This window comes from Achromobacter sp. UMC46, from assembly GCF_014170335.1.
Lineage (GTDB): Bacteria > Pseudomonadota > Gammaproteobacteria > Burkholderiales > Burkholderiaceae_B > Achromobacter.
In genome coordinates this window covers 1-14,068 of sequence record NZ_LZZS01000029.1, presented here as the reverse complement: position 1 = coordinate 14,068, position 14,068 = coordinate 1, and the positions used below count along the sequence as shown (strand labels likewise).

At 59.5% G+C, this 14,068-nt stretch carries 9 protein-coding genes; 3 read left to right on the top strand and 6 right to left on the bottom strand.

Annotated elements, in window-relative coordinates:
- Positions 1-239 precede the first annotated feature (239 nt).
- On the bottom strand, positions 240-707 hold the full coding sequence (locus tag A9973_RS31220; protein WP_255469240.1) for a hypothetical protein: 468 nt from the start codon (positions 705-707) through the stop codon (positions 240-242).
- Here A9973_RS31220 and A9973_RS20040 point away from each other — a divergent pair.
- A complete protein-coding gene (locus tag A9973_RS20040; RefSeq protein WP_370539512.1) occupies positions 589-4,617 on the top strand; it encodes an autotransporter outer membrane beta-barrel domain-containing protein in 4,029 nt (1,342 codons plus the stop codon). The genes A9973_RS31220 and A9973_RS20040 overlap by 119 nt on opposite strands.
- A gap of 69 nt (positions 4,618-4,686) precedes the next feature.
- Here the strand turns inward: A9973_RS20040 and A9973_RS20035 are convergent, their stop codons facing one another.
- The 3 genes from A9973_RS20035 to A9973_RS20025 are packed head-to-tail and all read right to left on the bottom strand — an operon-like array spanning position 4,687 to position 8,227.
- Positions 4,687-5,652, bottom strand: a complete 966-nt coding sequence (locus tag A9973_RS20035; RefSeq protein WP_183015437.1) for a tripartite tricarboxylate transporter substrate binding protein — start codon at positions 5,650-5,652, stop codon at positions 4,687-4,689.
- A 40-nt stretch (positions 5,653-5,692) separates the two neighbouring features.
- Complete coding sequence (locus tag A9973_RS20030) at positions 5,693-7,090, bottom strand: dihydroorotase family protein (RefSeq protein ID WP_370539511.1); 1,398 nt, start codon at positions 7,088-7,090, stop codon at positions 5,693-5,695.
- An 18-nt stretch (positions 7,091-7,108) separates the two neighbouring features.
- Positions 7,109-8,227: a GTP-binding protein gene (locus A9973_RS20025; RefSeq protein ID WP_183015435.1), complete on the bottom strand. Its 1,119-nt coding sequence runs from the start codon at positions 8,225-8,227 to the stop codon at positions 7,109-7,111.
- Between the two features lie 213 nt (positions 8,228-8,440).
- Between A9973_RS20025 and A9973_RS20020 the strand changes: the two genes are divergently transcribed.
- Positions 8,441-9,214 carry an IclR family transcriptional regulator gene (locus A9973_RS20020; RefSeq protein ID WP_183015434.1) on the top strand — a complete coding sequence of 258 codons (774 nt, stop codon included), beginning with the start codon at positions 8,441-8,443 and terminating at the stop codon, positions 9,212-9,214.
- 357 nt (positions 9,215-9,571) lie between these two features.
- Here A9973_RS20020 and A9973_RS20015 read toward each other — a convergent pair whose 3' ends face one another.
- Positions 9,572-11,461 carry an ATP-dependent helicase gene (locus tag A9973_RS20015; protein WP_183015433.1) on the bottom strand — a complete coding sequence of 630 codons (1,890 nt, stop codon included), beginning with the start codon at positions 11,459-11,461 and terminating at the stop codon, positions 9,572-9,574.
- Positions 11,458-13,224 carry an ATP-dependent endonuclease gene (locus tag A9973_RS20010; RefSeq protein ID WP_183015432.1) on the bottom strand — a complete coding sequence of 589 codons (1,767 nt, stop codon included), beginning with the start codon at positions 13,222-13,224 and terminating at the stop codon, positions 11,458-11,460. The genes A9973_RS20015 and A9973_RS20010 overlap by 4 nt, the downstream gene beginning before the upstream one ends.
- A gap of 657 nt (positions 13,225-13,881) precedes the next feature.
- On the opposite strand from A9973_RS20010, the gene A9973_RS20005 reads away from it, so the two are divergent.
- The coding region (locus A9973_RS20005) for a transposase (RefSeq protein ID WP_183015431.1) at positions 13,882-14,068 on the top strand (187 nt) is incomplete at its 3' end.

Below are 14,068 nucleotides of genomic sequence, written 5' to 3'. Positions count from 1 at the left end.
GGGTTTGGCGGCGATGGCGGTACGGCGGTCCTCTTTTCCAATGCGAGCAGCGGCACCGTTGTGAACGGCGGCACGATAGCGGGGGGGGGCGGCGGTGCTGTGGGGGAAACCACTGCCGGGAGCGCTGGCGAGAGAGCGGGTGACGGTGGCGAGGGTCTCAACGGCAACAACCTGAGCATCACGAATTCCGGAACCATCAGAGGCGGCGTGGGTGGCGCCGGTCGCAAAATGAACCCGGGTCAGGGCGGTGGCGGCATCGTGGGCAATGCGCTCACGATCAACAACAGCGGCACCATCAGCGGTGGCAACGGCGGCGTCATCCTCGGCGGCGGCGCCTCGGACGGAGAAGGAGGCGTCGGGATCACGGGCGCCAGCCTCAACGTCACCAACAGCGGCACGATCAGAGGAGGGCTGGCCGCCGATGGAACGACGCGGGCGAATGCCATCGCCTTCACGGCGGGCGACAACACACTGCAGATCAACACGGGCTCGGATATCCAGGGAAATGTCATCGGCGCCAGCGGCGCGGGGACCCACAATGCCTTGAACCTTGGCGGCACGGGCGCCAGCAGTTTTGCGGTCAGCGAGATCGGCGCCAAATACCGGAACTTCGGCAGCTTCGGCAAGGTCGGCACGGGCACCTGGACGCTGAGCGGCTCGACCGCAGCCCTCACGCCATGGACGGTCAGCGCGGGCACGTTGGCCATCAGCGGCGATGCCAGCCTCGGTGCTGAGAGTGGCGGCCTCACACTGGACGGTGGCACTTTGCAGACGACGGCGAACCTGAGCATGTCGCGCAATGTGACGATTGGCAGCGCCGGCGCCACCCTGAACACGAACGCTTCAACCACGCTCGGCCTGACCGGCGTTGTTTCCGGGGGGGCGCTGGCCAAGACCGGGACCGGCATGCTCACGCTTTCGGGCAGCAACAGCTATTCCGGCGGCACCACGGTCCAGGGCGGCATCCTGTCCGTCGCGTCTGACGCCAATCTGGGCGCGGCGAGCGGCGCCCTGACGTTGAACGGCGGCCGCCTGCAAAGCACGGCCACCTTCAGCACGTCGCGGGCCATCGCTGCCGGTGCGGCCGGTGGCAGCTTCGATCCGATCGCGGGGACGATTCTGACCTTGCGCGGCGGCGTCAGTGGAGCGGGTGCGCTGACCCAGGCCGGCGCGGGCACGCTGGTGCTTGCCGGGAACAGCCTCGCGTACAGCGGGCCGGTCTCCGTCAACGCAGGCACGCTGGTGGTGAACGGTGCCATCGGCGGCAATGTGCAGGTTAATGGCGGCACGCTGGGCGGCTTGGGCCGCATCGATGGCCGTGTGACTGTCGCCAGCGGCGGCACGCTGTCGCCGGGCAGCAGCCCCGGCACCTTGACCATTGGCGGTGCGCTCACGCTGAGCAGCGGCTCCACCAGCATCTTCCAACTTGGCCAGTCCGGCGCCGTGGGCGGCGTCAGCAATGACTTGGTGAAGGTGGGGGGGGATCTCGCACTAGGCGGAACGCTGCGGGCGAGCGCATCGTCGGCCGGTTGGTACCGGCTGTTCGACTACGCGGGCGCGCTCTCCGGCCAGTTCGATATGCAGCAGATCAGCAGCACGGGTGGAAGCTTCACGGTGGGCGGGCATCAGCTGGACACCAGCCAGAGCGGCCAGATCAACCTGTCGGTGCAGGGGACGGGCCAGACGCTGCAGTTCTGGCGCGGTGGCACGGGGGGCGTCTGGACCGGCTTCGCGGGCGCCTGGGTCAACGATGTGCCGACGAACACGGCACCGGCTGCATGGCTGGGCTCGGTGGCCGTGTTCGGCAGCGACGCGGGCGCCACGCCGGGCACTGTGACAGTACAGGGCCCGCAGAGCTTCGACACGCTGCAGTTTTCGGCCAATGGCTACAACCTGGTGGCCGACAACAGCGGCGCTACGCCGGGCCGCCTGGTCATGGAACCGGCCTCGGGCACACAGGCCACGATCAATACCGATGCGGGCATCAGCGTCGGCATCTCGGCGTCGATCGTCGATGGGGCGGGCAATGCGCTGGTCAAGGTCGGTGGCGGGACGTTGACGCTCTCGGGCGCCAATACCTATAGCGGTGGCACGCAGGTCAGCGAAGGCATGCTGGTGGCGGGCAGCCATGGCGCGTTGGGCAGCGGTGCCGTCACGGTGGACAACGGGGCGGGCCGGGGGGCGACGCTGCAAGTCGCCAGCGGAGTGGCGCTGTCCAATGCCATCACGCTGAACAACGGTGGCACGCTGGACAACGCGGGCACGCTCGCCGCAGCCGGCACCCCGGTGCGCGCAGTGACGGGAGCGGCCACAGTGTTCAACCGGGCGGGCGCAACGATCCTGGGCAATGTCGCGCTCAACGCAACGGGCGCGAATGCGGTCAGCTTGTTCAGCGGCAGCCAGATCCTGGGCGACCTGAATATCGGCAGCAATACGTCTGCAATCCTCACGCTCGACGGCCACGCGCCGAACCAGCTTTATTCGCAGGCAGTGACCGGCAGCACCACTTTCGCGGGTGAACTCGTGAAGAGCGGCAGTGGCGGCTGGACCTTGGACCGGGCGCTTGCACCGGTGAGCATCACCGTCCAGGGCGGCTCGCTGGCGCTTAGCGGTGCGGGCGATCTGGGCGGCAGCGGCGTGGGCCTGAATGCCAGCGGCGCCACCCTGGACATCAGCGCGGCCAACGGCCATCGCGGTATCGGCTGGCTATCGGGCGTGGCCGGCAGCAGCGTCGAGCTGGGCACCCATGCGCTGACCTTCGGCGACGCGAGCGACCAGCGTTTTGCCGGCGCGATAGGCGGAACGGGCAGCCTGATCAAGCAAGGCACAGGCACGCAGACCCTTGCAGGCGCGAGCACTTACAGCGGTGGCACCGAACTGAAGGCGGGGCGCATCGATCTGGGGCACAGCGAGGCGCTGGGCAGCGGCGTGCTGGCGATGGACGACGGCACCACGCTGGGCTTCGTCGCAGATGGCCTGATCGTCGCCAATGCCATCCGCATGACGGGCACCAACGATCCGACGTTCGACACCGGCACCCACACCGCCACCCTCACGGGCGGCATCAGCGGCAACGCAGATCTGACCAAGCAAGGCAGCGGCACACTGATCCTGGGGGCGGCCAACAACAGCTACAGTGGCGCCACCACTGTCGCCGAGGGCACGCTGCGCGCGGGCGTGGCCAACGCCTTCAGCACAAGCAGCGCCGTGACGATCGCGCGCGGCGCCACGCTGGATCTGGCGGGCTACGACCAGCGCGTGGTCAGCATCAGCCATAGCGGCACCGTCAGCCTGATGGGCCGCGCGCCGGGCACCGTCCTCACTGTCACCGGCCCCTGGGTCGGCCAGGGCGGCACCCTGGCCGTGAGCACGGCCCTGGGCGACAACCGCAGCGCGACGGACAAGGTGATGCTCAGCGGCGCCAGCGCCGTGGCCAGTGGCAACACCAAGGTGGCCATCACCAACCTTGGCGGCCTGGGAGGTCAGACCACGGGCGACGGCATCGAGATCGTCGGGACCCAGAACGGTGCCAGTATCCAGGGCGATGTCTTCGCCTTGTCGGCTCCGGTGCTGGCGGGCGCCTACGAGTACCAGCTTCACAACTCGGCCAGCGGCGCGTACCTGAGCAGCACCTCGACGGCGGCGGGCCCGACGTCGTACCGTGCCGAAGTGCCTCTGTACGCCGCCCTGCCCGAGCAGTTGCGCGAGGCCAACCTGGCGATGCTGGCCACCCTGCACCGGCGCGTCGGCGATACGGGTGTCGCGAACGGCGGCGACGGCGCGCAACGCCAACGCCAGGCCTGGGCCCGCATCGTGAGCATCGACCGCGAGATGGGCCAGGGCGGTGTCGTCAGCCCGCACAGCGAGGGCCGCCTGACCGGCTTCCAGGCCGGCACGGACGTCTGGGCCGATACCCGCTGGCGCGCGGGCCTCTATGTGGGTCAGCTTGACGGTGACATGAAGGTCACTGGCTTTGCACGGGGCATCGACCGCTATGCCGCCGGTCGCAACGGTCTGAAGAACCAGTACCTGGGTGGCTACGCCACCTACCGCAATGACGAGGGCCTGTATGTCGACAGCGTGCTGCAGGCAGGTCGTCACCGCAGCAACATTGGTCCCGACGGTTTCCAGTCCAGCCAGAACAAGGGTCACAGCTTGCTGGCCTCGGTCGAAGTGGGGCGGTCGTTCAACGTGGCGTCGAACTGGCGCATCGAGCCGCAGCTTCAACTGGTGCACCAGCGCCTGAGCCTGAACGACAGCACCCTCGTCGGTGCCCAGGTGCAACAGGACCCCGCGAGCAGCTGGGCCGCCCGCATCGGCGTGCGCATCAAGAGCAGCATCGCCACCTCCGCGGGTACCGTGCAGCCTTACGCACGCATCGATGTGTGGCATTCGGGCAGTGGCACGGACAGCGCGCGTTTCGTCGGGCCGGCGGCCTCCACCGACATCTCGACGCCGACCGGCGGCACCCGCACGGAAGCTGCGCTGGGCGGGCTTTGGCAGGTCAGTCCGAACCTTGGCGTGTATGGCGAACTGGGCCAGATGTGGGCTGCGGGCGGCAGCGTCAGGACCGAGGGCGGACCCAACGGGAGCGTGGGTGTGACGGTGCGCTGGTAGTTCGCCGCCGTTGCGTCGGGTGAGGGGCGGGCAGGGCCACCCTCCACCCGCCGCGGACTCTCGAGTGTCTCAATTCGCAGGCTTGACGCCGATCAGCGACACAAGCGGCGTCCAGAGCGCGATGTCATCCCGGATACGACGGGCGAACTTCTCCTTGGCTTCGCCGACGCAAGGTTGGCTGCCAGAGGCGTCGAACTTGCGGAGCACGTCGGGGTCGCGCAGCATGATTTGCACCGCGTCAGCCAGCCTGTCAACCACCTCGGCTGGCGTGCCGGGCGGCGCGAACAGGCCGTTCCAGGTTTCGATTTCGTGCCCCGAAATGGTGTCGGCGATGGCCGGTACGCCGGGCAGTTGAGGCACCGGTTGACGGCTGGACACGCCCAGGAAGCGAATTCGGCCGCTGTCTTTATAGGGCAGGATCTCGGATATGTTGGCCGAGTAAAGGTCGGTGGTGCCTGCCATGGTGTCGAGCAGGGCCGGCGCACCGCCGCGATAGCCGATAAGGGTTGCGTCGATGCCGGCGCGCTTGAGAAACACCAGCACGGACATATGCGACATCGAACCTTCACCGCCATGCGCAACGGTCAGCTTGCCGGGATTGGCGCGGCCATATTCGATCAATTGCGCCAGGTTCTGGAAGCGCGAGGCGGACGGCACGGTGAGGACGAGCGGATTGCTGGCGATGTTTGCCACCGGCACCAGGTCGTTCAGCGGGTCGTAGCGCACGTTGAACAGGAATCGCACCAGCGAGACCTGGCCGATCGAGCCCACCATCAGTGTGCTGCCGTCGTTGCGGGAGCGGATCAGCGCGTCGGTGGCGATGGTGCCGCCGGCGCCGGCCTGGTTCTTGACCACCACGGGCAATCCCAGCGTGCGCCGCAGCGAGTCGGAGGTAATGCGGGCGACATAATCCGTGTTCCCGCCTGGCGGGTAAGGCACGATCAACGTGGTGGCGGGCCCTTCCTGGGCCTGCGCCAACGCGGACAGCAGCAGCGGCGAGGAGGCCAACAAACGCGAGAACTGACGACGATTCATTTTGATTTCCCCTTGTGTCGTAGTATTGCGCGGCGTTCGCTCAGCGGGCCGCGGCAGCTATCTTGCCGCCACCCTTGGCGCCGACCACTTTCCCGTCCGCATACACCGTCGTGCCGCGCACAATGGTACGCACCGGCTTGCCCTTGAGGCGGCGGCCGGCATAGGGACTCCAGCCCACCAGGCTGAGGACGTCCTCGTCGCGCACTTCGTATTCGGTCTCCAGGTCGACCAGCACCAGGTCAGCGTCCAGGCCGACGCGGATTTCCCCTTTGTCGCGCAGCCGGAATAGCTCGGCAGGCTTGGTCGAGCAGGCCTGGGCCACCCGTTCCAGGCTGATCTTGCCCTCTAGCGCCGCGGTCAGGAACATGCTGAGGTAGAACTGCGTCGAAGGTGTGCCCGTATGCGCTTTCCAGCCGTCGGTCCAGCCCACTTCTTTCTCTTCGCGGGTGTGCGGGGCGTGGTCGGTGGCAACGATATCTATCGTGCCGTCGTTCAACCCTTCCCACAGTCCGGGCACGTTTTTCTCGGGAACCCAGTAGGACAGTGCATACGAGCCCAGGCGCTGGATGGCCGACCATTCGCAGCCCAGGAAAAGGGCCCACGGATTGATCTCGCAGGTGACTTTCTGGCCTGCCGCTTTGGCTTCGCGAATCAACTGCACGCTGCCAGCGGTTTGGGTATGCAGAATATGGAGGTGGCAGCCGGCTGCTTTCTGTAGCCGCAGCAGTGTCGCGATAGCCGTTTCCCAGATGACGCCGTCATGGGCGGCATAGGCGCGGGCATAGGCGAGGGCGTCGCGTTCGCCGCGATCCCAATAGGTTTGTTCGATCACGTCCATCAGGGCCTGGTCGTGCGGATGCACCATCAACGGAACGTCCAGTTCCGCGCAACGCTGCATGATGCGCAGCAGCTTGCCGTGGTCATGCACACCGATGCCGGGCATGTGCGGATAGTCTCGCCCCGTATCCACAACCATGAAGATCTTGAATGCGGCAATGCCCGTGGCGCTCATGGCCTGCATTTCCGACTCTATGGTCGGCGCCGGGTTGAAGTTCCAATCGACCACCGCGTCGCTACGATAGATGGCGAACTGTTTTTCCAGCAGATCCAGCGAGTTGGGTGGCGGGGTGACGTTGGGCATGCCCACGCTGGTGGTGACGCCGCCGGCGGCGCATTGCTGCGTGGCCGTGTGAATGGTGTCCTTGTACTCGAACCCCTTTTGCGACCCTTGACGGTGGTGCGAGTGCATGTCGATGGCTCCGGGCAACACCGTCAGTCCGGTCGCGTCGATGATGGTAGTCGCCTGCGGCTCGGCGCCCGCCTCGTACAGGCCGGCGATCTTGCCGCCCTTGATTCCGATGGAGGCGCGCAGACGACCCTGCGGCGAAACCACCAGGCCATTCTTGATCAAAGTATCCATGCTTTTTTTTCCTGTGATGGGCGATTGCTGAAACGATCAGGCGGCGCAGGCGGCAGGCTGGCTGGCGCGCTGGCGCACGGTGTCCCATACCTGCATGACGTAGTCCTTGCTAAGGCCTTTGGTGATGAAAACCATTCGGGATGTCCTGTCCGTGCCGGGCCAGGCGGCTAACTCCGCTGGCGGATGGAACAGGCGCTGCACGGCTTGCAGCACGATGGGCCGCTCGTGGCCGGCTATGTGCACAATGCCCTTGACGCGCAGCAGCTCGTCCGGGTGCGTCATGACCAGTGCATCCAACCAGGCGCTGACCTGCGACCACTGCAGAGGCTCGCTGAAATTCAGGCAAAAACTGTCGATCTGCGCATGGCGATGGCGATGCGCATGTTCGTGAGCCTGATCGTGAGCCTGTTCGTGAACGTGTGCGGGGCCATCGCTGTGGTCCTTGCCATGCTCGTGTTCATGGCCCGTCGCGTAGGGAGCGGCGTTAAGCCATTGCCGCACCTGCTCCGGGCGCACTGACGCGGCGTAGACGTCGGGACCATCCAGCACCATGGCGTTCGGTCTGCTCGCCGAATCGCACACCACGCGCGTCGCGCCGGGGTTGATTTGCGCAAGCTCCCCCTCCAGCGCCGTGGCGCGGGCGCCAGGCAGGTCGGTCTTGGTGACGATGACCGCATCTGCGACGGCCACCTGTCTGACGGCTTCCGGGTGCGCTGCCAACGTACTCTGTCCGTTTACTGCATCCACGACGGTCAGGACGCGGTTCAGGCGAAACGAGCGGGCGACCGGAAACGTCATCAGGGCTTGAATCACCGGGATCACGTCAGCCATGCCCGTCGTTTCGATCAGAACCCGGTCGAAGGCTGCGATATGGCCTGCGCTGCGCTTGGCGCGCAAATCCCGAAGGGTCTCGACCAGATCGCCCTGCACGGTGCAGCACAGGCATCCCGTGGTCAATTCGATGGTGTTGTCGTTGCTGCTGGCGATCAGTGCATGGTCGATGCCGATCTCGCCGAACTCGTTGACGATGACCGCCGCGTCGGCCAATGCAGGGTCGCGCAGCCAATGATTCAGCAAAGTCGTCTTGCCGCTGCCCAGGAATCCCGTCAGCAAGGTCACTGGAATGCGGGTTTCGGAAGTCTCGTCGTTAGCCATCGCTCACCTCGTTGCAAAAATATGTGTATTCGCATTGGTTGCGAATAAAGTAATTTTTGCATCGAGTTTACGATTTGGCAAGTCCCCCGCACGCGTCATTCGGGTTGCCAGATCAAGGCGAGTAGCCCGCGATGCTAGAATTGCGGGAAAATAGACTTTCGCAATCAGTGCGAAATTTCGCGCTGCTTGGCGCAATGGTATGGAGGTCGCGAATTGGCGGGCGAAATCAGGACACGCAACCGGATACTGCATATCCTGCAGCTGTATGACAGGCGGGCCGCATGGTCCGTCGAGGAAATCGCCGGTGAAATGGATATTTCCGTCAGTTCGGCCTATCGCGATGTGCAGGAACTTGTGCACGCCGACTTTCTGACCCCCGTGATGGGTGCGCGCTACGTGTTGGGGCCGACTTTTGCGCATTTCGATCTGCTGATGCGTCACGGCGATCCGTTGTTGACGGTGGCCGAGCCTCATATGCGCCAGTTGGTGGGAGCCACCACGCCGTTCTCGGCGTCGGTGCTCACCCGCAGCTACCAAGACAAAGTCATGTGCATTTATCAGGAGATCGGCGACCCGACCGCGCGCATCGGACGTTATGAACGCGGCGCCACCATGCCGATGTTTCGGGGGGCGACGTCCAAGGTCATTCTGGCGCACCAGAGCCGCCGCGCGCTAGAGCGCATGTATCTTGCCCATGAAGAGCAGGTGCGAGCCAACTCACATCGGCAGAGCCTGAAGGATCTATGCCAAGAGCTCGACGCCATTCGCGAGGCCGGCGTAGCGGTTAGCGATTCCGAGATCACCCCTGGCACCATAGGCATCGCTGCGCCCATCTTCATGGAAAAGAAGGTGGTGGCCGGACTGAGCCTGATCGTGCGTACCGAGCACTGCCGCCTGGAGCCATTCCGAGCGTCGGTTATCGACACCGCGGCCAAGATCAGCGGACAGTTGGCCGACGTGGATGGCGCCTGGGTCGCTCGCGCCTGAGTGTTGGCGCGCGCCGTTGGGCGGATACGCAGCGCAGGCAGGACGGATCGCAGGCAATGAAAAAGCCGCTAACTCGCAGAGAGTTAACGGCTTTTTTCGAATCTGGTGCCCGGGGCCGGAATCGAACCGGCACGCCTTGCGGCGGGGGATTTTGAGTCGGTGATTTACAGTGTTTCTACAGGGAAATGCGGCGAATTATAGCGTAGGTTGAAATAGGTAAAACTAGTTTCAAATCAGTAGGTTAGCGTGTTTTACCTGAATTGGTGAAAACTGGTCACTGTACTTGTACTGTACCGAAAATTCGGTACAGTACAGCATACATAGCTCGATCAAGGTCACCTGAAGTGGTGCCACACATTAAGACCGTAGTGTGCTAACGAATCGTGATGCAGCTTGATTTTTAGAGTCTCCCCAAGGCATAACTTTACTGCGAGGGTAGGTTATATAAATCCAACGTTTAGCTCGCGTTATAGCAACAAAAGCGCTATTCAGTTCCTCCGCGAGTGTTTTTTGGGTTTTTGCACGGTAATCTGGAAACACGCCCTCACACATACCCATCAGAAAAACGATGTCTCTCTCCAGACCTTTCATGGTATGGACAGTGCTAAGAACCAACCCTGAAATCTCAGGGTCATCGTTTACCTGGCCTAGGGCAATGGCATTGCGGAACGCCGCTAAAGTCTCCCCGAGACCTTTCCGCCGAAACGTTGTCCATGCAGTTAAAAAATCGTTAACTTCTTGGATCGCCCGCTCCAGTTCCGGCAGGTTTGCTTTATCTGTAGTTTTTGCTATTTCAGTGATGTTCTTTATGATTTCACTGCATAGCTTTGGGATATTCGGTTGTTCTATGTCTAACAACGAAATTGCGCGCAGTAATGATGATAGGATTTCTCTGTTCGGGACTACAGACTGCTGAACAGTATCGGCGACAATGTTCAGCACATCATCACTACTTTCATACTGCTCTTTTATCTTTAGTGCTTGGCATAACTTTCGGCCATCGACCCAGTCTCTAGGGTTGATTCGGATTCGAATAGCTAGATCTAGTGCGCGACCTATTAGCGAATCAGGTTCTGTTGAACGCTCGCCTTTTTTTAGAGAATACGGGATAGCTGCTTCGGTAAGTTTTTTCTCCAGCGTAGAGAAAACAAATCTGTTTCTTGCAATTACGACCATTTTCGCAAGATCAATTTGTCCTTCGATCTCCGGGTGCTGGCCACGAGTTAGCAAACTCTGAATGGATGTCACGATCCAGTTAGACTCTTCATCCTCGTTGGCAAACTCACGGATTTCATGGTGTCCGGCCAAAACAAACGCTGTTAGCTCCTGTGCTCCAGGTTTTAGCTTATTTGCTAGTGAGATAACCGCTCTTGAGCTTCTATAGTTCTCTCGCAAAGAAAATTTAAGTGGAGAAAAATCTAAATCAAAGTTCCTACACATGAAGTCGGCAGATGAGCTATTGAAGCCGTAAATCATTTGGTCGGAGTCCCCCACCAACAATAGACTTTTGAGATCTTCTCCGCATAAAGCCTTGATAAATTCGTACTGGGCTCGATTCAGGTCCTGAGCTTCATCAACGCAGATGTGCTGATATTTTGCAAGGTAAATCTCGCGGCACCAAGGTTGCTCTAAAAGAATGCGATGCGCGTAGACTAGAATGTCATCAAAATCTATGCCACCGCTCTCCAGAAGAGCGTCTTGATAAGTGGTGAATATTGACCAAAAACTATCATCTGCCGAGTAGCGCAAGCGCGTTTCTTCCTCAGTTAGCAGTTCCCGTTTGATGATGGAGAACTGATCTAGATAGTTTTGAATTACCTTGTTTCGGTCTGTGCTGCTATCGTCGCCGATATCAAGCACGTCATTGACACCTCGCCCGCTATCTATTATTGAACGAATTAGGACAGCTTTCCGGTCCTGGTCACGCTCGTATATATGTAAATCGGAGGGAAGGCCAATCGTGTGCCCGTATTGGTTTAAAACCCGTTGCGCAACGGAATGAATCGTTGCTATCCAGCATCGCTCGGATAGGTCGTCTATGTCGTCAAGCCTACCCCGCATCTCGTCAGCAGCCCTGTTGGTGAAGGTTAGTGCAATAACACCGTCACGTCGGGTGCTTTCTAATATGAATCGGACGCGTTCCGTCAGCACTCGCGTTTTTCCCGATCCTGCTGCTGCCTCGACGAGGATGGCTTGTCCCAACGGAGCACGGACCACCTCAGCTTGTTTAGGAGATAGTTGCATCATTGAAGCCATCCTTTAATAGTGTCAAAACAAGCCAGTACCGAGGCCGGAATTAGATCCTTAGTTGGCTTCTCGTCTTTGTTGTCATATATAACGTCCGCCAAAAAGCCAGCGTAAGACGCTTTTGAATTCCGCATAAGCTCTAGCAGCTCAGGATCTGTGCGGGCGTTCCACTCTCGTTTCTGTGCTGCCAAATAGTGTTCGTTGTCTCGTCCGTTAACTTTCAGGCGAACAAACGATTCAATTATTTCTTCTCGTAGTCCATGGGACAGTAGCTCCGCCTCGAAATCGTTGCTTTCATCCATGTATCCAACGGCGAAGTGATCCTCGGTTAGAGTCAACTCTGAGTCTTTTCTCAGATTCGAGATTTGTCGGGTGATTTCCTCTTTGGTGTCCCCGTCATTGTCACTAAGGATATACACGCGAATGCCGAAGCTGGCTGCCATGGCTACGAATGGCCTATAGCCTTTTCCGCCTACGCTTACGCAGGAAATTCCAGCGCTTAGATGCGATTTTCCCCAGTATAAGCTGAACATTGCAGGCAGGACCTGCTCCTCGGTGATACCCTCGCACAAGATGATGGCTCTTGAAAAAAAGAGATCCCCTTTCCTGTTCATAACTTCTCTTGCTACAGCTTTCTTTTCCTCCGGCTTTATTAGGTGGCGCACTTGATGAGTGGAAATTACTCCTGCAGTCCGGCTTAGTGAGCGGATTTCATACAGATCAGCCATTGCCACAAGAAATGGGGAGTGTGTACTTATTATAAGTTGCCCATTGCTACTGCAAAGCTGATCGTACAGAGCTCTTTGCGCATTCGGATGCAAGTGCGCTTCAGGTTCTTCTGCGGCTAAAAGGGGATGTATCGGCTGCTGCTCTTCGGCATGCTTTTTCAGAAGAAGCTCTAAGAACGCTCTGATGCTGAGCATGGAGGCCCAGCTTCGCGTGCCCATCCCGTGATATTCCATGGAGAACGTAGACTCGGCGGTTGCGCCGAAGTGGACGGAGAAGTTCTTTGATAAATCTCTAATTTTTTTTGGAAATGGGGTTATTTCAGCTGCTCCATCCCCTCCAATTGCTTCATTTAAAAGTGAAAGATGAGTCTTAAGTCTAGTTAGTGACTCGCTTTTCTCTACAGCATTGGAATTGATGTTTGAAATTAACCCTTCCAACTCCGTAATATCTGCCTCGCTGTACTCGACACTAGCTAGCACCTTTCCAACAAAGGAGGAGCGATCTTTCAAGTCGCTTTGAATATCCCTCTGGGCGTCTATAGATACCAGCGGTAGACTTTGAAAGCGACTGGTTAGTCGATTTTCCTTAACCTTCGCTGTTTGCCAGCTTTCAAATGGGGGCCATTGATCAAGCGTAGATCGGGCCACGTCGAAGCCACCTTTTATTAGGTTTGCTCTCGCTATGGTCCGTATAGCGATGAACTGATGTCCTGTTGCCTCGGATTGAATTCTATCCCCGAATTCTCTTATCCATTCAGGGGAAAATTTCTGCTGGCGCTTTCCGGCATCGTCTACCGAGATTACTCGAATATCGACGCGAATCTCAGACATGCGCTTTTCTTGAGGGGGGATATGGAAGTCTTCATCAGATAGATATCGCCCGTAATCTCCCAATGCTAGCTGAAGAGACTTTATCAACGAAGTCTTGCCGGCATTATTCAGTCCAATCAATAGGCACACTTTTTGTAGAGTAATCTCGATATTTTTTAGCCCTCGAAATCCTGCGACCCGTATAGTCTCAACAAGAATTTGCATTGCTTCTTCCTAAAGGCATTGATTTTTAGTTGTCGCTACAGTCTAGCCAATCCAACAAGAGCGTTTCCTGATCTCGGCTGATCAGCCATCTTGAACTGTTCCATGTAGTACAAAACCCGGCGGTAGCCTATCCTGCACTAGCTTCAACCACCTAAAATTTCTTCGTCATGACTAAGCTTTTGAGTGCGCCGAGGCACTACGCGGCTGCACAAAGTCGGCTAACGCGATTTCCCCATTGATGAAGCGTTGGGCATGTTTTTCATCTGCTGCACTGCGCGAGAATCCTTCCAGGCCCACCGATGTGCGTGCGTAATTGACGGTCGCTACACGTCGGTCGCGCTCGGCACCGGATATCGTTTTGCTTAGTTCCGTTTCGTGCGAACCCCTCTCAGCCATGGTTGTCTCCCGTGCTTTAGGTAACGCCATTTTACAAGGTGTGGGATTTTTTTGGGCTTCGGTGAGAAAACAGGCCACAAGGTTTTACGCAGAAATTGTCTTGTTTTTGTGCCTATCAATAGGTTTTCCCGATTGGCAGCGACACTGGCTACCCGTTGTCGAGGGTACTTCCCAAAGAGGCTTGGGATAAGGTGTCAGACTGAGCTAGCCCAGGTTTTCCGGACACCCGAAGAAGTAGACAATACTTGAAGGAGGTGTCCCATGGATAAATCCAAGCCCGATAGCAGTGCGACCGGCGCCAAGCGCCAGCACCATAGCCGCGAGTTCAAGGTCGAGGCGGTTCGCCAGTTGGAGCAAGGCCAGGTTACTGGCACCCAACTGGCTTTGATGCTGGGTGTGAAGCGCTCGATTATTTACCGATGGAAGAAGGAGCTCGCCACACACGGGC